The 26,875-nt window shown below is 61.2% G+C and carries 26 protein-coding genes; 22 read left to right on the top strand and 4 right to left on the bottom strand.

Going from position 1 to position 26,875, the window contains the following annotated elements; all coding sequences use genetic code 11:
* Nucleotides 1-132 precede the first annotated feature (132 nt).
* From fabF to BM079_RS01420, 10 genes are all read left to right on the top strand, one after another.
* Nucleotides 133-1,371 (top strand): beta-ketoacyl-ACP synthase II, encoded by a 1,239-nt coding sequence (gene fabF / locus BM079_RS01465; protein WP_090130113.1) that lies wholly within the window; start codon nt 133-135, stop codon nt 1,369-1,371.
* Between the two features lie 10 nt (nt 1,372-1,381).
* Entirely contained in the window at nt 1,382-2,215 is an 834-nt protein-coding gene (pabC, locus tag BM079_RS01460; protein ID WP_090130111.1) for an aminodeoxychorismate lyase, read from the top strand.
* A gap of 14 nt (nt 2,216-2,229) precedes the next feature.
* Nucleotides 2,230-3,231: an endolytic transglycosylase MltG gene (gene mltG, locus BM079_RS01455; RefSeq protein ID WP_090130109.1), complete on the top strand. Its 1,002-nt coding sequence runs from the start codon at nt 2,230-2,232 to the stop codon at nt 3,229-3,231.
* Between the two features lie 8 nt (nt 3,232-3,239).
* Nucleotides 3,240-3,881, top strand: a complete 642-nt coding sequence (gene tmk / locus BM079_RS01450) for a dTMP kinase (RefSeq protein ID WP_090130107.1) — start codon at nt 3,240-3,242, stop codon at nt 3,879-3,881.
* Nucleotides 3,872-4,855: a DNA polymerase III subunit delta' gene (locus BM079_RS01445; protein ID WP_090130104.1), complete on the top strand. Its 984-nt coding sequence runs from the start codon at nt 3,872-3,874 to the stop codon at nt 4,853-4,855. Before tmk ends, BM079_RS01445 begins: the two co-directional genes overlap by 10 nt.
* 67 nt (nt 4,856-4,922) lie before the next feature.
* On the top strand, nt 4,923-5,219 hold the full coding sequence (locus BM079_RS01440) for a PilZ domain-containing protein (RefSeq protein ID WP_090130102.1): 297 nt from the start codon (nt 4,923-4,925) through the stop codon (nt 5,217-5,219).
* A gap of 146 nt (nt 5,220-5,365) precedes the next feature.
* Entirely contained in the window at nt 5,366-6,223 is an 858-nt protein-coding gene (locus BM079_RS01435) for a TatD family hydrolase (protein ID WP_090130100.1), read from the top strand.
* 10 nt (nt 6,224-6,233) lie between these two features.
* On the top strand, nt 6,234-6,803 hold the full coding sequence (locus BM079_RS01430) for a DUF1285 domain-containing protein (protein ID WP_245742780.1): 570 nt from the start codon (nt 6,234-6,236) through the stop codon (nt 6,801-6,803).
* Nucleotides 6,800-8,980 carry an ATP-dependent helicase gene (locus BM079_RS01425; RefSeq protein ID WP_090130098.1) on the top strand — a complete coding sequence of 727 codons (2,181 nt, stop codon included), beginning with the start codon at nt 6,800-6,802 and terminating at the stop codon, nt 8,978-8,980. The genes BM079_RS01430 and BM079_RS01425 overlap by 4 nt, the downstream gene beginning before the upstream one ends.
* Nucleotides 8,981-8,995: 15 nt before the next feature.
* Nucleotides 8,996-9,841 carry a sulfurtransferase gene (locus tag BM079_RS01420; protein WP_090130096.1) on the top strand — a complete coding sequence of 282 codons (846 nt, stop codon included), beginning with the start codon at nt 8,996-8,998 and terminating at the stop codon, nt 9,839-9,841.
* A gap of 77 nt (nt 9,842-9,918) precedes the next feature.
* On the opposite strand, the gene BM079_RS01415 is transcribed toward BM079_RS01420, so the two are convergent.
* The gene (locus tag BM079_RS01415) at nt 9,919-11,565 is read right to left on the bottom strand and encodes an electron transfer flavoprotein-ubiquinone oxidoreductase (protein WP_090130094.1); all 1,647 of its coding nucleotides are present in this window, start codon (nt 11,563-11,565) and stop codon (nt 9,919-9,921) included.
* A gap of 314 nt (nt 11,566-11,879) precedes the next feature.
* On the opposite strand from BM079_RS01415, the gene BM079_RS01410 reads away from it, so the two are divergent.
* The 8 genes from BM079_RS01410 to BM079_RS01375 all read left to right on the top strand — a co-directional run bounded on the left by BM079_RS01410 (nt 11,880) and on the right by BM079_RS01375 (nt 18,984).
* Nucleotides 11,880-12,629, top strand: coding sequence for an electron transfer flavoprotein subunit beta/FixA family protein (locus BM079_RS01410; RefSeq protein ID WP_090130092.1), 750 nt, complete (start codon nt 11,880-11,882; stop codon nt 12,627-12,629).
* Nucleotides 12,629-13,564, top strand: coding sequence for an electron transfer flavoprotein subunit alpha/FixB family protein (locus BM079_RS01405; RefSeq protein WP_090130090.1), 936 nt, complete (start codon nt 12,629-12,631; stop codon nt 13,562-13,564). Before BM079_RS01410 ends, BM079_RS01405 begins: the two co-directional genes overlap by 1 nt.
* Before the next feature lie 269 nt (nt 13,565-13,833).
* Nucleotides 13,834-14,583 (top strand): DUF3450 domain-containing protein, encoded by a 750-nt coding sequence (locus tag BM079_RS01400; RefSeq protein ID WP_090130086.1) that lies wholly within the window; start codon nt 13,834-13,836, stop codon nt 14,581-14,583.
* Complete coding sequence (locus BM079_RS01395; RefSeq protein WP_090130084.1) at nt 14,580-15,977, top strand: MotA/TolQ/ExbB proton channel family protein; 1,398 nt, start codon at nt 14,580-14,582, stop codon at nt 15,975-15,977. The genes BM079_RS01400 and BM079_RS01395 overlap by 4 nt, the downstream gene beginning before the upstream one ends.
* Nucleotides 15,974-16,510, top strand: a complete 537-nt coding sequence (locus tag BM079_RS01390; RefSeq protein ID WP_090130082.1) for a MotA/TolQ/ExbB proton channel family protein — start codon at nt 15,974-15,976, stop codon at nt 16,508-16,510. Before BM079_RS01395 ends, BM079_RS01390 begins: the two co-directional genes overlap by 4 nt.
* A complete protein-coding gene (locus BM079_RS01385; RefSeq protein ID WP_090130079.1) occupies nt 16,503-16,910 on the top strand; it encodes an ExbD/TolR family protein in 408 nt (135 codons plus the stop codon). The genes BM079_RS01390 and BM079_RS01385 overlap by 8 nt, the downstream gene beginning before the upstream one ends.
* Nucleotides 16,910-17,692: an energy transducer TonB gene (locus BM079_RS01380; protein WP_090130077.1), complete on the top strand. Its 783-nt coding sequence runs from the start codon at nt 16,910-16,912 to the stop codon at nt 17,690-17,692. The genes BM079_RS01385 and BM079_RS01380 overlap by 1 nt, the downstream gene beginning before the upstream one ends.
* Nucleotides 17,693-17,697: 5 nt before the next feature.
* Nucleotides 17,698-18,984 carry a tetratricopeptide repeat protein gene (locus BM079_RS01375; protein WP_139215233.1) on the top strand — a complete coding sequence of 429 codons (1,287 nt, stop codon included), beginning with the start codon at nt 17,698-17,700 and terminating at the stop codon, nt 18,982-18,984.
* An 81-nt stretch (nt 18,985-19,065) separates the two neighbouring features.
* Here the strand turns inward: BM079_RS01375 and xthA are convergent, their stop codons facing one another.
* Nucleotides 19,066-19,881 (bottom strand): exodeoxyribonuclease III, encoded by an 816-nt coding sequence (xthA, locus tag BM079_RS01370; protein WP_090130073.1) that lies wholly within the window; start codon nt 19,879-19,881, stop codon nt 19,066-19,068.
* 1 nt (nt 19,882) lies between these two features.
* Nucleotides 19,883-20,137: a hypothetical protein gene (locus BM079_RS01365; RefSeq protein ID WP_090130071.1), complete on the bottom strand. Its 255-nt coding sequence runs from the start codon at nt 20,135-20,137 to the stop codon at nt 19,883-19,885.
* A gap of 171 nt (nt 20,138-20,308) precedes the next feature.
* On the opposite strand from BM079_RS01365, the gene BM079_RS01360 reads away from it, so the two are divergent.
* Together BM079_RS01360 and dinG are read left to right on the top strand one after the other, a co-directional pair.
* Entirely contained in the window at nt 20,309-21,676 is a 1,368-nt protein-coding gene (locus tag BM079_RS01360) for a DEAD/DEAH box helicase (protein WP_090130069.1), read from the top strand.
* A 32-nt stretch (nt 21,677-21,708) separates the two neighbouring features.
* On the top strand, nt 21,709-23,850 hold the full coding sequence (gene dinG, locus BM079_RS01355; RefSeq protein ID WP_090130068.1) for an ATP-dependent DNA helicase DinG: 2,142 nt from the start codon (nt 21,709-21,711) through the stop codon (nt 23,848-23,850).
* Between the two features lie 87 nt (nt 23,851-23,937).
* Here dinG and BM079_RS01350 read toward each other — a convergent pair whose 3' ends face one another.
* Entirely contained in the window at nt 23,938-25,011 is a 1,074-nt protein-coding gene (locus tag BM079_RS01350; protein WP_090130751.1) for a 3-deoxy-7-phosphoheptulonate synthase, read from the bottom strand.
* Between the two features lie 312 nt (nt 25,012-25,323).
* Between BM079_RS01350 and rpoE the strand changes: the two genes are divergently transcribed.
* Together rpoE and BM079_RS01340 are read left to right on the top strand one after the other, a co-directional pair.
* Nucleotides 25,324-25,932, top strand: a complete 609-nt coding sequence (gene rpoE / locus BM079_RS01345) for an RNA polymerase sigma factor RpoE (protein WP_090130066.1) — start codon at nt 25,324-25,326, stop codon at nt 25,930-25,932.
* A 132-nt stretch (nt 25,933-26,064) separates the two neighbouring features.
* Nucleotides 26,065-26,748: a sigma-E factor negative regulatory protein gene (locus tag BM079_RS01340; RefSeq protein WP_090130064.1), complete on the top strand. Its 684-nt coding sequence runs from the start codon at nt 26,065-26,067 to the stop codon at nt 26,746-26,748.
* Nucleotides 26,749-26,875 lie beyond the last annotated feature (127 nt).

The raw sequence follows: 26,875 nt of genomic DNA, 5'->3' as shown, positions 1-26,875 counted from the left end.
GGATATATCCGCAGAGACCAGGCCGACAGAATCGGTATAATGGCCGCGATATATCACGCAGCAGGCGGTCGGGTATCCAGCAGGAATTCAGGCTCTCGAGCGCACTCATCTGTCTTTTTTGGAGGAAAAACGATGCCTCGCAGAAGGGTCGTGGTGACCGGCATCGGTCTGGTAACACCGGTAGGTAATACTACCGATGCCACCTGGGATAGTATCAAGGCTGGCAAAAGCGGTATCGGATCGATCGAGCACTTTGATGCCAGTGGTCTGAACACCCGTTTCAGCGGTGCTGTAAAGGGGTTCGATCCAGCGCCATGGTTCAACCCGAAAGATGCCAAGAAAATGGATCTTTTTATCCAGTATGGTATCGCGGCTTCCGTGCAGGCGATTCAGAACTCCGGAATCGCCTGTAGCGAAGAGAATGCCCACCGTATCGGGGTTGCCATCGGTTCCGGCATCGGCGGATTGCCCATGATCGAAAGCAATCATCAGTCGATGCTGAAGTCGGGAGCGCGCCGCATTTCTCCCTTTTTCGTTCCCGGCTCGATTATCAACATGATTTCCGGGAATCTGGCGATCCAGTTCGGTTTCCGCGGTCCCAATATTGCCATTACCACGGCCTGCACGTCGGGTACACACAACATTGGCTATGGCGCACGCACGATTGCCTACGGTGATGCCGATGTCATGGTCTGCGGTGGTGCCGAGATGGCCAGCACGCCGCTGGGCGTCGGTGGATTCTCCGCAGCGCGGGCACTGTCGACCCGTAACGACGATCCGCAGGCTGCCAGTCGCCCCTGGGACCGTGACCGCGACGGTTTTGTCCTTTCCGATGGTGCCGGCATTCTGGTGCTGGAGGAGTATGAGCATGCGAAAGCGCGTGGCGCCGACATCCTTGCGGAGTGCACCGGATTCGGCATGAGTGACGATGCCTGGCACATGACGGCACCGCCGAGCGATGGCGCCGGGGCGGCACTTGCCATGAGCAATGCCATTCGTGATGCCGGCCTTGACCCCTCAAGCATCGACTATATCAATGCGCACGGTACCTCCACGATGGTAGGCGACGTTGCCGAAAGCTTGGCCATCGAGAAGGTGCTTGGTAGCGCAGCACAGGACGTTGCCATCAGCTCTACCAAATCGATGATCGGTCACCTGCTGGGTGCAGCCGGTGCGGTCGAGGCCGCCTTCGCGATTCTGGCCCTTCGTGATCAGGTGGCACCGCCGACCATCAATCTGGACAACCCGGATGAGCAGTGTCGCCTCGACTATGTGCCTCATACCGCGCGCGAAATGAAGATCGAACATGTGCTGTCCAATTCGTTCGGCTTTGGCGGTACCAACGGCTCGCTGGTGTTCTCGCGCATCTGATGGCGTCAATATGACAGACACGATTGACGATGCCTTGACCGTGCCCCTGACAGATCGGGGACTGGCCTACGGAGATGGCCTGTTCGAGACTGTTCTGGTCAGGGATGGCGTTCCTGCGCTCTGGCATGAGCATTGTGAGCGTTTCGCGCTTGGGGCGCAGAGACTGGGTATCGAGGCCCCTTCACGGGAATGGCTCGATGCCTTGCTCGAAAGGGCGCCGGCAGGCCTGCAGGTGCTCAAGATCATCCTGACCCGTGGCAGTGGTGGGCGCGGTTATCGTCCGCCGATGCCCGCGACGCCTCGCTGTTACTGGCAGTTTATTCCCTTCACGCCCATGCCCGCGCGCTGGGAAAGCGGTATCGAAGCTCGTCTCTGCCGGCTGAAACTGGGGCGACAGCGCGCGCTCGCTGGTATCAAGCATCTCAATCGACTTGAAAATGTAATGGCGCGCCAGGAGTGGCAGGACGATGCCATTGCCGAGGGCATCCTGCTCAACGATCTGGATCAGCTCGTTGAGGCAACGGCCATGAACCTGGCCTGGCATGAGCATGGTCAATGGTGGACGCCGGCACTGACCGAGTGTGGCGTGGAAGGCACGCTGCGCCGGGCACTGGTGGAAAGCGGGCAGCTTGCCGTTGTCAGCGCCGCACCGCTCTCCCGGCTGCTTCAGGCGCGCAGCGCCTGCCTGCTCAACTCGGTTCAGGGACTATGGCCGATCACACAGTGTTGTGATCCGGACAATCAGCATGTGCTGGCTCGATGGCAGATCGATGAGCCGGTGCGTCATCTCCAGCGTGAAGCCCACCGCTTGCTCGGTCATGCCACTACTTTCTCAACATCCTGATCAGGAGCTCACGTATGCGGTGGTTAAAGGGTGTTCTTCTGATACTGGCGCTCATGGTTGTCGCCGCTGGCGGCGGCTGGCTCTTGTGGCAGCACAAGCTGGATGAGCCGATAGCTCTCCAGTCTCCCGAGATCTATGAAGTACGCTCGGGCATGGGCGCCCGACAGGTCATCGAGGAGCTTCATGAGCGCGGTATCATTGGTGAGCGCTGGCCGTATCAGCTGCTTGGCGTGGTTGATCCCGCGCGCCTGAGAGCGCTGCGCGCCGGAGAGTTCGAACTCTCGCCCGATATGAACGCCCATGCCCTGCTTGGAAAGCTCTCCAGCAACGACGTGGTTCGTCATTACCTGACCATTCCGGAGGGGCGTACCTTTGCCCAGATGCGTCAGATTCTGAATCAGGCCGAGCCGCTGGTGCATGACACCCGTGACATGAGCGATGAAGAGATCATGGCCGCGCTCGGAGAAGAGGGCGAATTCCCCGAAGGCTGGTTTTTTCCGGATACCTATCAGTGGCGCAAGGGGGCAACCGATCTGGAGCTGTTCAAGCGTGCCCATGAGCGAATGGTCAATACGCTTGATGAAATCTGGACCGATCGCCAGCCCGGGCTGCCGATCGACAGCCCCTATGAAGCACTGATACTGGCCTCCCTGATCGAAAAGGAGACCGGAGCCCCTGCCGAACGGACCCGGATCTCGGGTGTCTTTGTTCGTCGGCTTGAAAAGGGAATGCGTCTTCAGACGGATCCAACCGTGATCTACGGGCTGGGACAGGCTTATAGCGGTTCACTGACACGCGCCGATCTGACGAAGTCCACCCGCTGGAATACCTACGTCATTCACGGCCTGCCGCCTACGCCCATTGCCATGCCCGGACGTGCTTCTCTGGAAGCCGCGGTCAACCCGGCCGAGGGGGATGAGCTCTATTTTGTTTCCAAAGGCAATGGCGAGCATCAGTTCTCCGCCACGCTTGAAGAGCACAATGCGGCGGTACGTCGCTATATTCTGAATCGTTGAGAGTTGCCATGACCCAGCCAGGCCGCTTTATTACTCTGGAGGGCGGGGAGGGTGCCGGCAAGAGTACCAATCTCTCCTTCGTTCGCGACTATCTTCAGGCTCATGGTATTCGCGTGGTGACTACGCGAGAGCCCGGTGGAACGCCCACGGCGGAGCGTATTCGCGCGCTTTTGCTTGCCGGTGATGACAGTGATCCCCTTGATGATCTGGCGGAACTGCTGCTGGTATTTGCCGGCCGCGCCCAGCATCTGGCCCGTGTCATTCGCCCTGCGCTTGCCCGGGGAGAATGGGTGGTCAGCGACCGGTTTACCGATGCCACCTTTGCCTACCAGGGCAGCGCGCGCGGCATCGCTTCCGAACGTATTGCCCTTCTGGAGCAGTTCGTACAGCAGGGACTGACGCCGGAACTCACCCTCTGGCTCGACATGCCGATAGCGCATGCCGCTGACCGGCTGGCCGCGCGGGGCGGGGAGCGTGACCGCTTCGAGCGCGAAAGAAGCGACTTCTTTGAACGGGTTCGACAGGGCTATCGAGCGCGGGCCGAGCAGGCGCCCGAACGCATCGTGGCCGTCGATGCTGCGCAGCCGCTTGAGCAGGTGCAGCGTGATATCGCCGTATTGCTCGACCAGCAGATTGCGTCATGGACATGACCCCCTGGCCGTGGCAGACATCGATCTGGCAGCGGCTGATAGCCCTTGCCAACGAATCGCGTCTGCCGCATGCGCTCATGCTGACCGGCCCTGCTGGACTCGGCAAGGAGCGTCTGGCGCAGGCCCTGATTGCCCGTCAGCTCTGTCAGGCGCCCGGGGATACCGCTTGTGGCGCGTGTCACGCCTGCCAGATGCTGATGTCGGGCTATCATCCCGATCTCATGGAGATCATGCCCGCCGAGCGCGGCAAGCAGATTCGTATTGATGCCATTCGCGATATCAACGCCTTCGTTTCCCAGACGGCCCAGCAGGGCGGCTATCGCATCATTCATCTGGCACCGGCCGAGGCGATGACCGTGGCCGCATCCAATGCGCTGCTGAAAAGTCTCGAGGAGCCGGGCAGAGAAACGCTGTTTATTCTGCAAAGCGATATCCCCTCGCGCACGCTACCCACCATTCGCAGCCGCTGCCAGCAGTGGTCACATCCGCAGCCCGAGCGTGCGTCATCCATGGCATGGCTGACCGGTGAACTTGAAGACCGGCAGCAGGCAGAGTTCTGGTGGCAGGTGGCTGGCGGCCGTCCATTGCTGGCGCGCGATCTGGCAGCACCCGAAGCCCGTCAGCTGCGTCAGGATCTGCGCGAGCTTTTCGAATCGCTGGTGCGTGGTGGCGATCCGGTGGCAGAGGCAGCGCGACTGGATAAGCAGGCCCTGAGCGACATCCTGTGGCATGGCGTGCTCTGGCTCGAGGACCTGATTCGACTGGGCGTATCGGGTGACACGGAGAGCGTGCGCAACCGGGATCTCATGCCGCTGTACCGCCAGGCCATCAAGAACGGTCGCATTCGGGACTGGTTTCGCCTTCTGGATTACGCCCACGAACAGCGGCGCCTGCTGGCTGCGGGCGGTAACCCCAATGCCCAGCTGGTGATCGAGTCCTGGCTGATACGATGGTCGGCGTTATTACGCTCATGATCTTCAGCGCAACTTCTGTGGCCAGCAGCCGATAAGGGAGGCATCACTTTCCCGACAGGAGGTTTTCATGAGTGCCCGAGCTTTATCTCTTGTGTTCAAGGACACGGATACGCTTAAAAACGCATGGATGCCGATTCTTGAGCGTGGTGGTCTTTTTGTTCCTACCCCGACTCGCCATCGACTTGGACAGCGGGTCTACCTGCTGCTGACGCTTCCCGAGGAAGAGGCCGCGCGCCCGGCATCGGGCATCGTGGTCTGGTTATCACCCTCCGGCGCTGCCGGTCAGCGCGATGGTGGCATTGGCGTGCACCTTGATGCAGAAGAGCATGCCCTGCGTGAACATATCGAAGCACTTCTGGCCTGACGACGATAGGTGAGAAGCTCAATGAATTTGTTTTTTTATACCGTTATCTCGCGTGGCGACATCAGTAGCATTGCATCTTTTGTCCCCGTGAAAGTCGATGATCTGCGATAATTACCCGCCTAGTTATCTTCAAGCGGGTAGAAGCAATGAGCCAGTCTGCCGAACAATTGTCATGGCCTTCGGTATTGATCGATTCCCACTGTCATCTTGATCGTCTCGATGCTGAAAACGGTGATGTAGACGATGTCCTTGCGCGTGCCCGCGAAGCCGGTGTACGTGGTTTTCTGGCGGTCGCCACGACGCTGGAAGGCGTGCCGGGGCTTGCAGCGCTGGGGCGGCGCCATGAGGATGTCTTTTATGGCGCCGGCGTCCACCCCATGCAGATTCCTGACCACGAGCCGACGCTTGAAGAGATCACGGCGTGCATCGAGCAATTCGAGCCGGTGGTCGTCGGTGAAATCGGACTGGATTTCCAGCCTGACGCGCAGGGCGCACTTCGAGTGCAGCGCGATGTTCAGCTGATGCGCTTTGAGCGACATCTGCAGGCGGCCCGTGCGGCCGAACTGCCGGTCAGCGTTCATACTCGCGGTGCGCGCGAAGAAACGATGGCGATGATCGAGCAGCATCTTGATCCAGCCGTTGGCGGCGTATTGCACTGCTTTACCGAGGATATCGACATGGCGCGCCACGCTGTGGCCCACGGTTTCATGATCTCCCTTTCCGGCATCGTGACCTTTGCCAGTGCCCATAAGCTGCGAGATCTGGCACGGGCACTGCCGCTTGATCGTCTGCTACTGGAAACCGACAGCCCGTGGCTGTCGCCGGTGCCGTACAGGGGCCGGCCCAACGAGCCGGCCCGCGTGCTGGAAGTGGCTCGTGTCATCGCCTGTGAGCGCAACATCAGCCTCGATGAAGTGGCCATGCAGACCACTGCCAATTTTCATCGGCTCTTTCGCCGCGCCAGCCCTGTCAATGACGCCGTTTCAAGCCTCGTGACGGCCTGAGGAGCCCATCGTGCCATTGGAGAGACTTCTGACGGTTCAGACCGATAAGCAGCCGCTACCTCTGGAATGCTGGCATCCGCCTCTGTCCGGGGCGCTGGACATGGTGGTGGATCGTCATGGTGTCTGGTGGCATGAGGGCGCCAGAGTCGAGCATCTGCGTGTGCTGCTGACCCTGTCACGCTTGCTGAGGCGTGAAGAGGACGGTGAGTACTATCTGGTCACGCCGGTGGAAAAATGGCGCATCCGGGTCGAGGACTGTCCGTTGCTGATCGTGGCAGCCGATCGTCATGTGCTAGAAAGTGGCGACAGCCAATGGGTCGTGACCACGCAGACCGGAGAGTCGGCGGCGTTGGGCGCCGACTGCCGCCTGATCATCGACGACGATTCGGATGTCCCGCGGGTCAGCCTGCGTCATGGCCTGTCGGCTAGGCTGTCGCGACCGTGCTGGTATTACCTTGTCGAGCAGGCCGAGTGCTTCGAGGATGGTCAGGGGCGCCTGCACATGGGGCTGTATAGCGGCGGTCACTGGCAGCCGCTCGGGGCGCCCATGAATGCCGACGACACACAAGTGCCCTCATGACGCTGACCGAGCAGCAGCAGGCGGTGGTTGAACACGGCGATGGGCACGCGCGCGTTTTTGCCGTGGCCGGGGCCGGCAAGACATCGACCATGGTCGCGCGGGTGCTCCATCTCATGGCAAACGGCACACCGGCCGACCGTATCCTGATTCTGATGTTCAACCGTGCCGCCCGTGAGGATTTTGCGGCGCGGCTGCGCCTTCTGGCGCCTTCCGGCAGCCAATTGCCGCAGGTACGCACCTTTCACTCCATAGGTCATCGACTCGGGCAGAGCCTGATGCGCTGGGGCGCGCTGCCCACGCGTCGACTGCTCGACGGGGAGTGGCAGCGGGAACGTCTGGCGCGTCAGGTGCTGCAGCGCCTGCTCGCCGACGAGCCCGCTCAACTGGCGCTGGCGCTGGAAGAAGAGCGCATCGAGGCGCTGCTGCAGTTCTGTGACCTGGTCAAGTCGGAGTGCCTGCCGCCGGCCCGACTGCATGACCAGGGCGATTACGGCGCCGAGACCCGCCATTTCGTATCGGCCTTTCTGGAGATGGAGCGCCAGATGCACGAACAGGGCGTCATGACCTACGCCGATCTGCTCTATCGCCCGCTGCGGGCACTGATTCGTGATGACGCCGCACGCGCACGAATACAGGGTCGTCTTGATCACATCATTGTTGACGAATACCAGGACATCAATGAAGTACAGCTGCGTCTTTTATCGATGCTGGCGGGCAAGCGGGCCAGCGTGATGGCCGTCGGCGATGCCAATCAATGCATCTATGAATGGCGCGGGGCGCGACCGGATGCCATGAATGCCCGCTTTGGCGAGCTGTTTGGGACGCCGACCGACTATCCGCTGAGCTGGACCTTTCGCCATGGTCATGCCGTCTCCCTGATGGCCAACCATGTGATTCGCAATAACGCTGGCGCTGCGGATCAGCTGACGCTATCGGCGCCGGACAATCCGACAACGCAGGTCGAGTGCGACAGCGACGGCACGCGCCTGGTGCGTGTGCTTCAGGAGTGGCAGGACCACGGGCGGGATCTGAAGTCCTGCGTGGTACTGGTGCGCAGCTGGTCACTCAGTGTGCCCGTACAGCTGCGCCTTTTGCGCGCCGGCATCCCCTTTCAGCTGGGCCAGCAGGACCGTTTTGTCTTTCGTCTGCCGCTGGTCAGGGCACTGGCGGGCTATCTGGAGCTGACCCGGCGTCCGGAGCTTCTCAATGACAGCGAACATCTGCTGCTGCTTTACAGCCAGCCCAGTGCCTTTGTCAGTCAGGACCGTCTAGCGCCGCTGACGGCAGAGCTTGCGCGCACCGGCCGCTGGCCCGAGCATCATATCGTGCTGGAAGGGCTCAAACCCTTTCAGCGACGCCATCTCAGGAAACGCTGGGCACTGCTGCAAAAACTGCCTGCCATGCGAGATCAGGCGCCGGCTGATGTGCTTTCCCACGTGGTAGAAACGCTGGAGGCAGAAAAGCTGCTGCGCCGTGCGGCTGCCCGCCGTGACAAGGGAGAAGAGGATATTCGCCTGCTGGACGTTCTGATCGAGCAGGCGGGTGAGCTGGCCGACGATCCGGAGGGCTTCATTGCACTGCTCAAGGACCCGGTCATCAATAAGGAGCAGGGCGTGCTGCTTTCGACCATCCATGGTGCCAAGGGGCTTGAGTGGCCGATGGTGGTGCTGGCGGGCCTCAATGAGGAAGACTTTCCCCTCTATTCCAGAGAGAATCCGCTGACGCCACAGGCGCTGGAAGAGGAGCGCCGGCTTTTCTATGTCGGGATTACCCGCGCCCGGGAACGGCTGCTGCTGCTCTCCGACCCGATGCCGCGTCGCATCAGTCGCTTTGTGGAAGAGGCCGCCTGGGAAGACAGTATCAAGCTGACCCGTGCCCTCGACTCAGGACAAAAGACGGCGCCCGGCGTGCGCGACCCGTCACTGGTGAACCGCTATCTTGATGGCATCGGGGCGGACGCCTCATTTCGGGCTACTGCCGGGCAAAAAGCGCAGACGGTGCTGTCGCAGGCCGGTGACTGGCGGCCGGGGGAGCAGGTACGCCATGCTGTGTTCGGGGAAGGGCGTATCGAGCTGGTCGAGGGAGATCGCGAGCGCTGTGTGCTGGAAGTCATGTTTCATCAGGCCGGCCGTCGCCGACTCATTGCTTCACGCGCGCCGATCGAGCGCGTCAGTTAAATCCAGGGAGTTTTCATGATCACTGCATTGACAGACGTCACTACCCTTTTGATGTGGCAGCGCGATGACACCCCGCTGGTTATTCTTGACTGTCGGGCGCGGCTGGATGATGCCCGGGCGGGTGCACGCCTTTATCAGGAAGGCCATCTACCCGGCGCGCTGCTTGCCGATATGGATGAGGATCTGTCTGCGCCCGCGGGCGGGGCAAAGGGCGGCCGTCATCCGCTGCCGGCGCCTGACACCTGGCAGACGACCCTGCAGGGCTGGGGCATTACGCCCGAGACCCGGGTGATCGTTTATGACGATCTGGGCGGTCAGCTGGCCGCAGCGCGTGCCTGGTGGATGCTGCACTGGGCCGGCCATGACAACGTTTATGTCCTCAACGGCGGTATCCAGGTATGGCAGGCCGTGGGTGGAGCGCTGGAGCATGACGCACCAGAGGCGCCATCGCCCAGCGACTGGCAGTGCGATTTTCAGCATCAGATGATCGCCATTGCCGATGATGTGGCTGAGGGCGACGTCCTGCTGCTGGATGCCCGCCCGCCCACGCGCTATCGCGGCGAGAGCGAGCCGATCGATCAGGTGGCGGGGCATATCCCTGGCGCCCTCAACGTGCCGGGGGCTTCGCTGCTCGACAGTGACAACTGCCTGTCACAGAGCGAGGCCCTTGAGCAGCTGATGCCTTCGACGGGACAGTCGACCATCGCCTACTGCGGCTCCGGCATTTCTGCCTGCATGATCATTCTGGCGCATGCGGCGCTGGGCCGGCCGCTGCCGCGCCTTTATCCGGGATCATGGAGTGAGTGGAGCCGGGATCCCGCTCGACCCGTGGCAACCGATACCAGCGCCCCCACGATCTGATTGGACCGCGTCTTGATAATGAAAAGGCCCCGATGTTCAGTTGTCGGGGCCTTTTGGCGTGACGGCATTCTGCAGGATTACATGTTGGGATAGCCCGGCCCGTTGCCGCCTTCCGGCGTCACCCAGCGGATGTTCTGGGCGGGGTCCTTGATGTCGCAGGTCTTGCAGTGGATGCAGTTCTGGAAGTTGATCTGGAAGCGGGGCGCGCCATTGCTGTCCTCAACGACCTCATACACGCCCACGGGGCAGTAGCGCTGGGCCGGCTCTGCGTAGCGGGGCAGGTTGACCTCGATGGGAACGCTGGCGTCATACAGCTGGAGATGGCAGGGCTGGTCCTCTTCATGGTGCGTATTGGAGAGATACACCGACGAGGGCTTGTCAAAGGAGAGCACGCCATCAGGGCGTGGGTAATCAATTTTTCGGGCTTCTTCCGCAGGCCTGAGGCGCGCATGGTCCGCAGCGGTATCGTGCAGTACGGGCAGCGGCAGGCGCAGCTTCTGCTCCAGAAAATTCCACGCACCGCCTGCCACCATGCCAAAGCGATGCATTGCCGGGCCAAAGTTGCGGTGTTTCGCCAGCGCCTCGTGGGCCCAGCTGCTCTCAAAGCGCGTTTTGAAATCGGTCAGCGTACCGCCACCTTCATCGCCACCGGCAAGCGCTGTCACCACGCTTTCAGCGGCCAGCATGCCGGACTTCATCGCCATGTGAAGCCCCTTGATGCGGGAAAAATCCAGTGTGCCGGCATCGCAGCCGATCAGAAGGCCGCCGGGGAACGTCATCTCCGGCAGGCTGTTGAGGCCGCCCTTGGTGATGGCTCGCGCTCCGAAAGCGATTCGCGTCCCGCCCTCGAGATGACGTGACATCTCCGGGTGATGCTTCATGCGCTGGAATTCATCGAAGGGCGAGAGCCACGGGTTGTCGTAAGCCAGATCCACGATCAGACCGATCATGACCTGTCGGTCGCTGCCGTGATACAGAAAACTGCCACCGTGTGCCTCGGAGGACAGCGGCCAGCCGGCGGTGTGGATCACCAGCCCCGGCTCGTGCTGCTCGACGGGCACTTCCCAGAGCTCCTTGAAGCCGATGGCGTAGTGCTGTTCGTCACGTCCAGCCGCCAGATCGTAATGCTTGATCAGCTCCTGACCCAGATGGCCGCGTGCGCCCTCGGCAAAGAGGGTGTAGCGTCCGTAAAGTTCAATACCCGGCTCATGGGCCGGTTTGGGGTGACCGTCGTGATCAAGGCCCATGTCACCGGTAATTACGCCGGTAATCTCATTGTGTTCACCAAACATCAGTGACTGGGCGGCAAACCCCGGGAAGATATCGACCCCCAGCGCTTCGGCCTGCTCGGCCAGCCAGCGGCACAGATCGCCGGCGCTGATCAGATAGCTGCCTTCATTGAGCATGGACGGCGGCACCAGCGCATCGGGAAAGCGCACGGCACGCTCGCTGTCACGCAGATATAAAAGTTCGTCGCGCTGCGCCGGCGTGTTCAGCGGTGCGCCACGCGCCTTCCAATCCGGAAAGAGTTCCTCAAGGGCCCGCGGATCAAAGGCGGCGCCCGACAGGATATGGGCGCCCACTTCGGCACCCTTTTCCAATACGCAGACGCTGATCTCCTGTGATTGATCATGAGCGGCCTGCATCAGCCGGCAGGCGGCGGAAAGTCCGGCAACACCTGCACCTACAATCACCACGTCAAATGACATGGACTCTCTGTCCATTGCGCAACTCCTTGTGCGTGATTCATTCCCCCATCCTGATGACGTCTGGCGTGTTACACTAACGCTTTGGATAGCAATGATTCTCAGCCGCTTTCATGAGCAGCTTCAGGGGATTAAAGGATGCCTGATTATCGCATCAAGTCGTGGTCCGTCCCAATCCGAACGTCTTTTTCAGGGGTGATCGATTGTCCCGAACCCGCGACATCCCCATGTAGATCGGCAGTTGTCATGCATCAACCGTTTCAGAATCCCTTGCCGTTTTCAAAAGCGGTAACATTGACGAATTTCGAGATATTCGACACCACGAGGAAGGCATGAAAGTACTCGTCGCCATCAAGCGCGTGATTGATCACAACGTTCGTGTGCGCATCAGGGAAGACCATAGTGACGTGGATCTGACGCACGCCAAAATGGCCATGAACCCATTTTGTGAAATCGCGCTGGAGGAAGCCGTTCGGCTGAAGGAGCAGGGCATCGCCGATGAGGTGGTGGCCGTGTCCATCGGTGACAAAAGCGTGCAGGAGCAGCTGCGTACCGCCATGGCACTGGGCGCTGACCGGACCATCCACGTTAACAGCGATACGGCAGTGGATTCGCTGGGCGCTGCTCGCGTGCTGGCGGAAGTGGTCAGGCGTGAATCCCCCGGGCTGGTCCTTCTGGGCAAGCAGTCCATCGACAGCGACAGCAGTCAGACCGGTCCCATGCTGGCGGCGCTGACGCAGATGCCACAGGCCACGTTTGCCTCGAGAATTGTCATCGAAGGCGAGCGACTGCAGGTCACCCGCGAAATTGATGGCGGGCTGGAGACACTGTCGATGTCACTGCCGGCGGTGGTCACTACCGATCTGCGTCTCAACGAGCCGCGCTACGCCAAACTGCCTGCCATCATGAAGGCAAAGAAGCGACCCATCGAGAGCCTTGAAATAGACGAGCTGGGCGTTGAGGTGACCCCTCGTCAGACGCTGGTCCGGGTGGATATTCCCAGAGAGCGTCAGGCCGGGGTGCGCGTGGAATCGGTGGATGAATTGATCGATAGACTCAAGAACGAAGCGAAGGTGATCTGATGAGCGACGCACGTATTCTGGTCATCGCCGAGCAGGAGAAGGGCCATCTTTCCAGCGCCACGGCACGGGTGCTGGACGCCGCCGGTAGACTCGGCGGCAGCATTGATGTGCTAGTGGCCGGTAGCCAGTCGGGTGAAGCTGCGCAACAGGCGGCGCGTCTGACAGGTGTCGCCGGCGTGATCAGCGTTGAAGACAGCGCCTTTGATCACATGCTGGCGGAAAACATGGGCGCATTGGTCGTGTCGCTGGCAGCGCCCTACACGCACCTTCTATGCGCCTCGACCACCAGTGGTCGAAACGTCATGCCTCGTGTGGCAGCGCTTCTGGGCGTCGGGCAGATCTCCGATGTCATTGCTGTCGAATCCGCTGACACGTTCGTTCGTCCCATCTATGCCGGTAGCGTGCTGGCCACGGTGCGCAGCCTGGATGACAAAAAGGTCATGACCATTCGTCCGACGGCCTTTGAGCCGGTGGGAGAACAGGATGCTGCCAGCGTTTCAAGCGCTGCCAGCACCGGCGAGCAGGGAATGACCACCTTCGTTAATGAGCAGCTGGCTGGCGGTGAGCGGCCCGAACTGGGCGGGGCACGCGTGATTGTCTCCGGCGGACGGGGGCTTGGCAGCGCCGAGAATTTCCGTCTGATCGAAGGCGTGGCCGATCGTCTCGGTGCCGCCGTGGGCGCCTCGCGGGCAGCGGTAGACGCAGGTTACGTGCCCAATGATCTTCAGGTCGGTCAGACCGGCAAGATGGTGGCGCCGGAGCTTTATATCGCGGCCGGCATTTCCGGGGCAGTACAGCATCTGGCCGGCATGAAGGACTCAAGGATTATCGTGGCCATCAACTCCGACGAAGAGGCCCCGATCTTTCAGGTGGCCGACTACGGTCTGGTGGCCGATCTGTTTCAGGCTTTGCCGGAGCTTGAACGCAAGCTTTGATCCGCTGTCCCAGAGACAGCCACAAGCCGGCCCAGTGCCGGCTTTTTTGTGGGTAACGCCCGATAGCGGATAGAAACCGTGCCATTATGGGGATGTTATCAATGATCATTTGATAATTGTTCTTGTTTCTATTAAGTTTCCCTGGGTATCCGGCATCGCCCGTTCGTATCGCTCCCTTTTTTACTGTACGCCTCTTCCTGGAGAACCATGTGAGGACCCAACGTCGTAATTGTTGCCTGAGAGGCGCTGCCTTTTCCCTGATGACGCTAATGGCATTACCGACGCTGGCAGAGGCGTCGTCACTTCGTGATGAAACCGCTCAGCAACAGCAGCAGCAGCAGGCCATTCAGACACGTATCGATCAGGCCGACGATGAAACGCGCGAGCTTTTGACAAGGCTTCGCGACGCGCAGTCATCGACGCAGCGTCTTGAACGCTATAACACTCAGCTCGCCTCGACACTGGATGAACAGCAGCAGCGTATTGACCGCCAGCAGCATGCCCTCGAGACGCTTGATGACACCCGTGAGGCGTTGCCCGACACGCTGCAGGGCATGGTCGATCGCCTGCGGGCGCTGGTCGAGGCCGATATTCCCTTTCACCGCGACGAGCGCATGGCCCGTCTGGACAGTCTTGAACGCACGATTGCCGACCCAACCGTCTCCGAAGACAAGCGTATGGAGCAGCTGCTTTCCGTCTGGCGTACGGAGCTTGATTACGGGCATGACATGGACAGCTGGCGCGGTCGTCTGACCCGGGACAACCAGCAAAGCGATGTCCAGTTTTTGCGCATGGGTCGAGTCGGCTTTTACTACCTCACCCCCGATGGTGAGCAGGGCGGTGTCTGGAAAAACCGGGACCGTCAGTGGCACGCCCTGGACAGCGCTCAGCGCACCATGGTCAATCGCGGCATTCGCATTGCCAACGACCAGCGCGCGCCCGAGCTGCTGTCGCTGCCGTTATCCGTTGATGCGGATGACACATCCTCTGAATCCGCATCGCAGGGAGCATCTTCATGACCGTGGTGAAGCACATGACCGGGGCTCTGACGGGCGCTGCCCTGGCGCTGATGATGAGCGTGGCGCTGCCGGCCTTCGCCGCCGACCAGGCGGCGCCCTCACTTGAGGACATCGTTCAGAACTATCAGCAGAGTTCCGAGCAGGCGCGTCAGCGCGATATGTCGCGCCTCAATGATCTGCTTGATGATCGCGAGCAACTCGAGCAGGCAGTGACGGAGGCTGAAGCACGTCAGCAACAGGCTCAGGAGCGCCGTGACAGTCTCGACAGCAGGCGTCAGCGTCAGGAATCGGCCATTGCCGACATCAACAAGCAGCGAAGCGCTGAAGGCAATGATCTTCAACCCATGTTTGATCGTCTGCGTCGCCAGATCGATGACACCCGCGACAGTCTGCACAACAGCTGGCTGACACTGGGTGGCGATATCGGACTTCCAGAGCTTCAAGCCGACAGCATTGCCTCTACCGATGATCTCGAGCAGTACGCCAGCGGCATGAGTCAACTGATCGCGCGCAGCGCACAGCTCGAGCACCTGCAACTGCCCGTGGCGGGGCAGGATGGCAATATCACCCAGCGCGATGTCGTGCGTCTGGGCGGCATGAGTGCCTTCAGCGAAGGTGATCTGCTGCGGGCGCCCGACGAGGATCGGCCGCTGTCTGTGGCCGCGCATACGCCGGGCAACGTTTCAAGCAGGCTTGAAGCACTGGCCGATGGGGATGGCGACACCATGGTGCTGGACCCGACCAATGGCGAGGTGCTGCAGGCGCTGGCTCAGCAGCCGTCGCTGGTGGCGCGCATTCAGCAGGGCGGCGTGATTGGCTACATTACGCTGGCGCTGGGCGCTGTGGGGCTTTTGATCGCGCTGGCACAGTTTGGCTGGCTGGCTCTGGTCAGCGCCCGGACCCGGCAGCAGGCCCGCCGATTCGAGGACCTGCGCGATGACAATCCGTTGGGGCGGGTGCTCAAGCGCTTCGGACAGCAGCGACGCTACCATGAGCCGGAAGTGCTCGAAGCGCGCATGGATGAGATGCTGCTGGCCGAGCAGCCCGGTCTCGAACGTGGGCAGGCCGTGGTCAAGGTGATCGCTGCCATTGCCCCTCTGATGGGACTGCTGGGTACGGTTACCGGCATGATCGGCACCTTCCAGGCCATTACGGTATTTGGCAGCGGCGACCCCAAGATGATGGCTGGCGGCATCAGTCAGGCACTGGTAACTACCGTACTGGGTCTGGTCGTGGCGATTCCGCTGCTCTTTGCCAATACCGCCCTCAATAGCCGCAGCCGCAACCTGATGAACCTGCTGGAGAGACAGGCCAGCGCTCACCTGGCCGATCGACTGGACGAGCAGCAGGCCGGGCTGGAAAGCGACACCCGTCGGCATGGAAGTGCGTCATGATCGAGGCATTGGTACACCCCATCGCTCGGCTGGCCAATGCGGGTGGCCCCGTACTGGTGGTGATCGCGCTGGTGGCCGTGTTGTTGTTCACTCTGGCGCTGGAGCGGTTGATCTATTGGCAGTGGCGCTATCGTCGCCAGCGCCGGAACCTGGTGGTGCGCTGGCAGAGCCGTCACGAGCATGTCAGCTGGAGTGCGCGCACCCTGCGTGAATGCTGGTGTGGTGAACTGATCAGCGCGTTGAGGGCCTCATTACCGTGGCTGAAGCTGCTGGTGGCGCTGTGTCCGTTGCTGGGGCTGGTCGGCACCGTGACCGGCATGATCCAGGTCTTTGATACGCTTTCCATTACCGGGGTCGGACAGGCACGCAGCATGTCCGACGGCGTGGCGCGTGCCACGTTGCCAACCCTTGCCGGCATGGCGGTTGCCGTGGTGGGTATTCTTTTTACCAGCCGGTTTGAACATATCGTGCGGCGTGAGGATCAGCATCTTCACGATCGACTGACCCGAGCCACGGAGATCGATCATGCGTAGACGTCGAGCCCGCATGGAAGAAGAGACCACCGGGGTCGATCTGACGCCGATGCTGGATGTGGTCTTTATCATGCTGATCTTTTTTATCGTGACCACAAGCTTTGTGCGGGAAAGCGGGGTGGAGATCGAGCGTCCCGAGTCCAGCGAGGCCACCCAGCGCAACGATACGCAGGTGCTGGTGGCCATTACATCCGAAGGCGCCATCTGGGTCGACGGACAGGCCGTGGACAGCAATGCCGTGGGCGATCGCGTGCGTCAGGCGCTCTCGGGCAGCGAAGGTAACGTCGTCATTCAGGCCGATCGCGCCTCACAGACCGGCCTGCTGATTCAGACCATGGATCGCATTCGCCAGGCGGGCGTCGAGAACGTGGCGGTGGCCGCCTCGCAGGGGGATGGCTGATGCGTCAGGCGCTTGCGCTTCTGGGCGCGCTGGCTCTTGCGTTGCTGCTGTTCTGGGGGCTGGCCATGATGGTCGCGCCCCCGGAGCCTCGTGAGACGCCTCAGGAGACCATGACCATGGCGGTCGTTGACGACGTGGCGGCACCGGCTCAGGCACCGGAGGCCTCGAACGATATCGCCGCGGCGGCACCGCCGCCACCGCCACCGGCAGCACCGTCTCGTCCGGCGCCGGCACCTCAGCCTGCAGAAGATGTGCAAAGCGATATTGCACTGCAGACGCAGGACGTCAGTGATCCCGAGGCCGCGGATGTCGACATGAACGACAACCTGCCGGAACTCGAGGTGGAAAGGCCAGATCCGAAACCCCAGCCAAAACCCGAGCCCAGACCGCGTCCAACGCCCACGCCGCCTCAGGAGCAGTCCACGCCGACGCCGGCCTCACAGGGCACGCAGCAAAGCGAGCAGCAGGGTGAACGAAGCGGTGGTACACCGGAGGGCGCCTCTGCCGCCCAGGGCGGGGGGACGGTACAGGCACAGCCTACCAACCGGGTACAGCCGCAATATCCGATGCGGGCCCGGCGGCGCGGAGAGGAAGGCTTTGTCGAGCTGACCTTTACGATCAACACCGATGGTAGTGTCAACGCAGACTCCATTCAGGTGACGGCGTCGGAGCCTGGCGGTGTTTTTGACAGTGCTGCTCGCGATGCTATCGAGCAGTGGCAGTTCCCGACTCGGGATGCGCCGGGGCGTACACGCCAGCGGCTGGTCTTCAAGCTGAGGTAAATGTCATGTTTCGACACAGTCATCGTCGTCATGGGACGCATCGTCAGGGGCCATTGAAAGTGCTGATGGCCATGGGGGTAGGGCTTGCCATGCTGCTGGGCGGCGAACAGCGCGCCACGGCCGCCGGACCGGCGCTTTCCCAGCAGAGCATTGATCGGCTTCAGGGGCTGGAGCGCGAGCTTTCAAACGGTCATTACCAGCAGGTTGTGGAGTCGGCGCGTGCCCACGCTTCGAGCGCCGGCAGCAGTCAGGGTGATCAGTGGGCCAGGGCGCTCTATCTGCAGCTGGCCGCCAGCGCCGCCCAGCGCATGGATCAGCCCGGTCGGGCAGCGGATCTGCTCTATCAGGCTCGTGCCATCGATACGGCGCCGCTGTCACAGCGCCTGCAGTGGCTCGAGCAGGAGGCAAGGCTGCGGGTTCAGGCCCGACAGTTCGAGCAGGCGGCGGATCTCTTTGACCGCTGGCAGGGGCAGGCATCACTCGGGCCGAAGGATCTCTGGCTGGGCGCGCGCATCCATGCGCGTCTTGAGCAGTGGGACGAGGCGCTTCGCTGGGTCCGGCTGGCTCGTGCCAGCGATTCATCGCCGAGCGACAAACAGCTGGCGCTGGCGGCGAGTGTCTATCAGCAGTCAGGGCAGCTCGAGGACGCCTCCAGCGTGGTCGAGGCGCAGCTGGCGCAGGATGACAGTGACCCGGCACGCTGGCAGCAGGCCGCGGCGCTCTATCAGCGCATCGGGAAGCCGGGGCGTGCGGCCGCGCTTTGGGAAGCCGGCTGGCAGCGGGGTATCCTCAAGGGAGAAGACGCTCTGCTGAACCGGGCAAAACTGCACATGGCCGGTGGCACCCCGGCGCGCGCCGCCGAAATGCTGTCAGAAGCGCTGGATAACGGCGATATCAAGGACAGTGACGCCCATCGTCGTCTGCTGGCACGTGCCTGGGCACAGACCCGCGACCATCAGCAGGCACTCAGGGCCTGGCAGACGGTGGCCGAGCGTACCAACGAGGCTCACGACTGGTACATGCTGGGTGATCTCGCCTACGGCTGGGGCGCCTGGGGACAGGCCGAGCAGGGCTTTGCGAAGGCGCGCGCCAGAGGCGGCGACGACCCCGGCCAGCTGCTGCTGATGGAAGGCGTTGCGGTCTACGAACAGGGGCGTCTTGATCAGGCGCAGCAGGTCTTTCGGCAGGCCGAGCAGTTCGACGGTAGCGCCGAACAGGCCGGACAATGGCTGGCACTGATCGATAGCGACCGTTCACGGCCCGATCTCTCGTCGCAGGTATCAATGCGCTGACCACGAGTTTTAAAGGACGGAACGCCACACGGCCCGCGACAGGGCGGACCGTGTGGTGAAACGTTCATCGTGCGACGAACGTTAGTCCATGTTCAGGCGGGTCCAGACCGGTGCGTGATCCGATGGTTTTGCCATGGCGCGCAGATCGTAATCGATTCCGGCATCCTGAACGCGAGGCGACAGCCCCGTACTGGTCAGAATGTAGTCGATACGAAGCCCTCTTCTGGGGTCGCGCTCAAAGCCCTTTGAGCGGTAGTCAAACCAGCTGAACAGGTCATCACGCTGCGGGTAACAGCGACGATAGCTATCCTCGAATCCCCAGCTGGTCAGACGCTCGAGCCAGCTGCGCTCCTCGGGCTGGAAGCTTGTCTTGCCTTCTCTCAGCCAGCGCTTGCGAGCGGATTCACCAATACCGATATCAATGTCGGCCGGAGAGATATTGAAATCCCCCATGACCGCGATCTGTTCCTCGGAGCGATGCTGCTGCTCGAGATGGCGCGATAGCTGATCATAGAAATGACGCTTGTTGGGGAACTTGGTCGGGTGGTGAATGCTCTCGCCCTGCGGGAAATACCCGTTGTAGACGGTCAGCGGGCCGGATGACGTCTCCAGCGTGATCGCAATCATGCGCCGCTGTGCGTCCTCATCGTCATCCGGAAGTCCGAGCTGTACCCGTGACGGCGCCTGTCTGGTCAGGAGTGCCACACCGTAGTGGCCCTTCTGGCCGTGGTAATGCACGTGATAGCCAAGGCCTGCCACCGCATCGAGCGGAAATTCGCTGTCCTGTACCTTGGTCTCCTGCAGGCCAATGATGTCGGGTGCATGGGTTTCCACCAGCGCTTCAAGTTGATGCTGGCGGGCACGGATACCGTTGATGTTGAATGAAACCAGGCGCATGTCAGCTGTCTTGTGAAGAATCGGAGGGCACATTATTGTCCTGCGGATGCAGCGGCAGCGTGACGCCCTCGCGGCGCTGGCGCTCCAGCTTGCTGGCCGCCTGGCTCTTGCGCTGATCGCGCTTTTTGGCCGCAAATCGCGGTGTGGATGCGACTTCATCGGGATTGTCATGCCGCCAGCGGCGGTAATCCTTGCGCTTGCCGGTACGGATTGTCACCTTGTCGGCCAGCGAGCGCGTCTTCTTGCGACGGGTCATAAAAACCTCTCGTTTCCAGCCTGAAGCAGTGTGCTGCAGTGACATGCAGTTTAACAATTTGCACGCGTGCTGGCTTGTGTCGGACGCGGTTGATGCACAACTGGGTCAGTGGTGCTGATACAATGAACCGTTATCTTGTCTATTCATCTCAATCCAAAGTGATCGCAGCATATGAGTGAGTCGGAAAACCCTCAGCCGGCACAGACGTCGGCAGAGGCGCCCACCAATGCCAATCGTCGGCCCAAGCGTCGCCGTCGCAAGCCGCGCCGCAGCCAGTCCCGCAATGGCAACAATGCACAGACCGCCAGCGCGCAGGATGGCTCGTCAGCCGCAGGCAGCGACGTCGCCGCCAGCCTGCCTGATGTGCCCGCCGTGGCGGGCAAATGGCGCTTTCAGGACTTCAATCTGCCGATGCCCCTGATGCAGGCCATTGCCGAGCAGGGTTTTCACTACTGCACGCCCATCCAGGCGGAAGCACTGCGCCATACCCTGCTGGGCGGCGACGTGGTCGGCAAGGCGCAGACGGGAACCGGCAAGACCGCAGCCTTTCTGATCTCCATTCTGGCCTATTTCCTGGAAGAGCCGGCGCCGGACGGTCAAAAGCCGGGCGCGCCCAGAGCATTGATCATCGCCCCGACACGCGAGCTGGCCCTGCAGATCGAGAAGGATGCAAAAGCGCTGATGACGCACACCTCCCTGAGGGTGGCCAGTGCCGTTGGCGGCATGGATTATCAGAAGCAGCGCCAGAAGCTTGAAAAGCCGCTGGACATTCTGGTAGCCACGCCCGGACGACTGCTCGATTTCCATCAAAAGCGCGATGCCGACCTCTCACAGGTTGAAGTGCTGGTGCTGGACGAAGCTGATCGCATGCTGTCGATGGGCTTCATTCCGGACGTCAAGCGCATCATTCGCGCCACGCCGAAAAGCACCGAGCGCCAGACCTTTCTGTTCTCGGCCACGTTTACCCAGGACATTCTCAACCTGGCCAGCCAGTGGACGCATGAGCCGGCGCACGTCGAGATCGAAGTCGACACCAGTGCGGCTGCCAACATCGACCAGCGAGTGTATCTGGTCAGCGATGCCGAGAAATTCACCATTCTCCGGCGCCTGATCGAACGCGAAAAGCTGGAAAAGGTGATGGTCTTTGCCAATCGGCGCGATCTGGTGCGAAAACTCGATGAGCGACTGCGCAAGGCGGGCATCAACGTGGCCATGCTCTCCGGGGACGTGCCGCAGAAAACACGCGTGACCACGCTCGAGCGTTTCCGTGAAGGCAAGGTGGCCGTGCTGGTCGCCACTGACGTGGCCGGTCGCGGTATCCACATCAACGATATCAGCCACGTGGTGAACTACACGCTGCCCGAGGACCCGGAAGACTACGTGCATCGCATCGGACGTACCGGTCGGGCGGGTGCACAGGGCACCTCGATCAGTTTCGTGGGGGAAGAGGACGGCTACGCACTGCCGGAAATCGAGGCCTACATCAAGGATCGGCTTCCCTGTCAGCAGCCGCCGGCCAATCTGCTCACCGATGACTGACGGCGGCGCATACCCGCTGGCGGAGAGGCAACGTGCTTGACGACGCGCTTAAAAGCGATATCCAGACGGCTTATCGACGTGTCATCGAGGCGCGCTCGCTCAGGCCTCGCTACGGTCAGCGCCTGATGATGGCCGAGATTGCCCGCACGCTTGGCGATATCAAAAGCGACGAACAGGGCAAGCGCGTCAGTCAGGAGCATGTCTGTGTGCTCGAGGCCGGCACCGGCACCGGCAAGACGCTGGCCTATCTGCTGGCGGCGCTGCCGATTGCGAAGGCTCAGGGCAAGCGTCTGGTAATCTCGACGGCGACCGTGGCGCTGCAGGAGCAGGTGTTGCATCAGGATCTGCCGATGCTCAAGGCCAGCAGCGGGCTTGATTTCGAGTATGCACTGGCCAAGGGGCGCGGACGCTATGTCTGTGTCGCCAGACTCGATCAGCTGATGGACGGGGTGGAAGAGAACCCGACCATGTCGCTGTTCGAGCAGAGTCTGGTCAGCAGTCAGGAAGATATCGGTGAGCTGGCCCGCGAGCTGGCCGAAGCCTACGGTAGCGGCGAGTGGCAGGGCGATCGGGACAGCTGGCCGCAGACCATTGCCGATCCGCAGTGGCGGCGACTGACGGTCGATCATCGCCAGTGTACCAACCGGCGCTGCGGGCACTTCGGCGCCTGCGCCTTCTTTCGTGCCCGTCGCGGGATGGATGAGGCCGATATCATTGTGGCCAATCACGATCTGGTGCTGGCCGATCTGTCGCTGGGTGGTGGCGTAGTGCTGCCCGACCCGAAAGAGACGATCTATGTCTTTGACGAGGCGCACCATCTGCCCGACAAGGCGCTTGAGCACTTTTACCATCGTCAGGGTGTCAATGCGGCGATGCGCTGGCTCGGCCAGCTCAAGAAATCCCTGACCGAGCTCAATACGGGGCTGGGTGCACAGCACACGATTGCCCGGCTGCTGGCACAGTTTCCGGAGCTGCTGGCGGATATCGAGCCCCGGCTGGGAGACGCCTTTCGACTGGCGCAGCCGCTGGCCGAGCGCACGCCGGAAGACAATGAGCGGCTGCACTATCGCTTTCCAATGGGCAAACTGCCGGCGGCCTTCAAGGACCTGGCCCAGCAGCTGGTGACGCCCTTTGCCGAGCTGTCACGCCATCTGGAAACCATCAGTGATATCCTTCGCGAAAGCCTTGATCCGGACAAATCGACCGGACTTGCCCGCGAGCAGGCGGAAGCGTGGCTACCGTTGATTGCATTGGTGCATGGCCGTGCGCTCGAGGCGCACGCGCTGTGGGGGGGCTTTGGTGCTGACGATGGCGACAGCGCGCCGCCGCAGGCACGCTGGCTGACGTTCGAACAGCGCTCGGGCGAGGCGGAGCTGACGTTTTCGGCAAGCCCGGTCAGCGCGGCCGAAACGCTGGCGCGCTATCTGTGGGGCAGCTGTCACGGCGCGGTACTGACCTCGGCCACACTGACGGCACTGGGGCGCTTTGATCGCCTGCAGGAGCGCGCGGGACTCGCCAATCGCTATCGCTATCAGAGTCTGCCCAGTCCGTTCGATTATTCACGGGCGGTGCTGTCGGTACCACGCCAGGCGGTTGATCCCGGCGACCGAGAGGCACATGAAAGCGCTATCGTCGACTTCATCGAAGGGCTTGGCAAGGACGAGGCGGCGCTGGTGCTCTTTTCGTCGCGAAAGCAACTGCGGGCCGTGACGGCAAGACTTGAAGAGGGCACGGCTGCTCGCACGCTCTCTCAGGATGACATGCCGCGACGCGAGCTGATCGAGCGGCATCGAAAGCGTATTGATGAGGGGCAGGGCAGCATCATTCTGGGGCTTGCCAGCTTTGCCGAAGGCATTGATCTGCCGGGCGATTATCTGACCCACGTCGTGATCACGCGGCTGCCCTTTGCCGTGCCGGATGACCCGGTAGGGGCCACGCTGGCAGAGTGGATCGAATCGCAGGGGGGCAATCCCTTCATGCGGATTTCCGTACCCGATGCGTCGATCAAGCTGGTGCAGGCCTGTGGTCGCCTGATTCGCAAGGAGGTCGACAGCGGACGCATCACGTTGCTGGACCGGCGCGTTCTGACCCGCCGCTATGGTCGGGCGCTGCTGGATGCGCTGCCACCGTTTCGCCGCGAGATCGAGGGTGCGTCTGCCTCGCTGGCCTCCTGAGCGCTCGTTCATTGTCAGGCAGTACGCACATGAAAAACCCGGCCATGGCCGGGTTTTTTGATAGCGGATCATATCCTGACAGACAACTCAGCGCTGTCGTGCCTTCAGCGCTTCGCTCAGCTTGTCGTTAACCTCGAGCAGCAGCTGCTCGCTGGTGTCCCAGCCGATGCAGGCATCGGTGATCGAGATGCCATATTCAAGCTGTGACGGGTCGCTGGTCAGCTTCTGCGCGCCACGATGAATGTGGGACTCGATCATCAGACCCATGATGGAGCGATTGCCTTCCATGATCTGTTGGACGATGTTGTCCACCACCAGCGGCTGCAGGTCCGGGTCCTTGTTGGAATTGGCGTGGGAGCAGTCGACCATGATGTTGGTCTTGAGACCTGCCTTCTCCAGCTCCTTCTCGGCCAGAGCCACGCTGACGCTGTCGTAGTTGGGCTTGCCGTTGCCGCCGCGCAGCACCACATGAGCGTTGGCGTTGCCGCGGGTGCGGATAACGGCGACCTGGCCCTTCTGATCGATACCAAGGAAATTGTGCGGTGAAGCCACCGAGCGAAGCGCATTGATCGCCACATCCAGGCTGCCATCGGTGCCGTTTTTGAAACCGACCGGGCCGGAGAGGCCGGAGGCCATCTCACGGTGGGTCTGGGACTCGGTGGTCCGCGCGCCGATGGCGGACCAGCTGATGCAGTCCTGCAGGTACTGCGGCGAGATCGGATCCAGCGCTTCAGTGGCCAGCGGCAGCCCCATTTCGCACAGCTCTACCAGCAGGTCACGCGCAATATGCAGGCCCTTTTCGATATCAAAGGAGTCGTTGAGGTGCGGATCGTTGATCAGCCCCTTCCAGCCGGTGGTGGTCCGCGGCTTTTCGAAATAGACCCGCATGACGATGAAAAGTGAATCGCTGACCCGCTCCGACAGCGCCTTCAGCCGTCGGGCATAGTCCCTTGCAGCCTCGGTGTCGTGAATGGAGCAGGGGCCGATGACCACCAGCAGACGAGGGTCGTCACCGGCGAGGATACGCTCGATGGTCTGACGACTTTCGATGACGGTACTTTCGGCTTCCTGAGAAAGAGGAATCTCGCGCTTGAGCGTGTCAGGCGTGATGAGCACGTCCTGAGAGAGAACATTGAGGTTGTTGACCTGTTGCTGTGACATGAGCGTGCTATCCGGCAGTGCTTGGAAATCGAAATGAAACGGGATCTGCATGATACGCCGCTGACAGAGAAGACTGCCACGGAACCATGACACTTTTTCACGGTCTCAATACTTTACAGTTTTCGGGAGGCTCGTGTCCGGTTGAAAGGATATCGACTTGATGAGGCGTCGATAAAGGGGAACACTAACGCCATGGATCAAGGCCCGGAGCTTTCAGGTTATCACCATGATTTCAATTGTTTGTTACTTTCCTGAAGGGCCTGAAAAGACAGGTTCGAAAGGTTTGAACCCTGTCGTTGCGGGGGATCGCGAATGGGGTTGAAGGAAACGGATCATCAGCTGGTCGAACGCGCGCAGAAGGGTGACAACAAGGCCTTCGACCTGTTGATACGCAAGTATCAGCACAAGGTCATCGGGCTTGTCGGTCGCTACGTGCACGACCAGGCAGAAGTACACGATGTGGCGCAGGAAGCCTTTATCAAGGCCTATCGCGCCCTGGGACGCTTTCGCAATGAAAGTGCCTTTTATACCTGGATGTATCGCATCGCGATCAATACGGCGAAAAACTATCTGGTGGCTCGCGGGCGGCGTCCGCCCAACAGCGACATGGATATCTCTGATGCGGAGGTGCTGGATCAGAGCGGGCGGCTGGCGGATATCGATACGCCCGAGTCGGCCATCGCCCGTGACCAGCTTGAAAAAGCGGTGTTCGAGGCGATCGAAAACCTCCCGGAGGATCTGAGAACGGCCATTACACTGCGAGAGTTTGATGGACTCTCCTATGAGGATATTGCCAGCATCATGCAGTGTCCGGTCGGCACGGTACGTTCGCGCATCTTTCGGGCCAGGGAGGCGGTCGACAATCGAATCAGACCGCTGCTGCATCCGGAACAGGAGGATGACATGGTGCATGAGCAATGACGCTGATCACTGACTCGTGATGAAAAAATGGGTGAAGGTCGTAATTAGAAGGTCCTGGGCAAAACTTAATCGAATTTGGACTGTCTACCATATCGTGACGATGCGTCACGACGGGTTCGAGGGTATCTGGGTATGAATCAGAAAGTACGGGAATCCCTTTCGGCATTGATGGATGGAGAGTGCAGCGAGTTCGAGACTCGACGTGTACTGAAATCGCTGTCTGAAGATGCCAGTGAAGAAGCGGATACCTGGCGTCGCTATCATCTCATGCGCAGCGTCATGCAGCGTGAAAGCGGCATCAATGTGTCGACCGACCTGTCTGCTTCCATCTGGGCGCAACTTGATCAGGAGCAGATGGACGACCCGGTCGAAGGTGCGCAGACACATCGGCGTACAGTGCCGTTTTCCTTCATGGGCAGCGCCGCCATTGCCGCGGCCGTGAGCCTGATGGTCATGACCGGGGTGCAGGTCTACCGGGCCAATACCGGTGTCGAAGGTGTGCCGGGCAACGGCGGTACCAGTCTGGCTTCGCGGGATGCCACCATTGATGGCGGCGCCGTGGCCGGCAACAACGGTGCCATGGCATCGCTGGCTGCATTTCGCGGTAACGGCGGGGCAGAAGGTGCCAATATCATGCCGATCGGGGCGCAGACCTCGTGGTTCATGGCGCCGGGTGAAGAAGACGCCGCGCGAAACGACCGTCAGCAGGCTGAAGTGCTGCAAAACTATCTGAACCGACATGTCGAACAGGCAGGCTATCGCAGCAATGTCTGGATGGCGAACATGCAGGGTCTGGCACCTGCCAGCGGCGAGTAAGGCGGGTCTTCACGCAATGCGACAGTGGTTTTGTGCTTCTTTGATGGGAGCGGTTCTGCTTTCTCCCTTGTGTTCCGTTCAGGGCCATGCCGGTGAAGCTCGCAGTGATGGCAGGGCACAGATTGCC

Source organism: Kushneria avicenniae (assembly GCF_900112585.1).
GTDB classification, from domain to species: Bacteria; Pseudomonadota; Gammaproteobacteria; order Pseudomonadales; family Halomonadaceae; genus Kushneria; species Kushneria avicenniae.
This window is presented reverse-complemented; position numbering and strand designations above follow the sequence as displayed.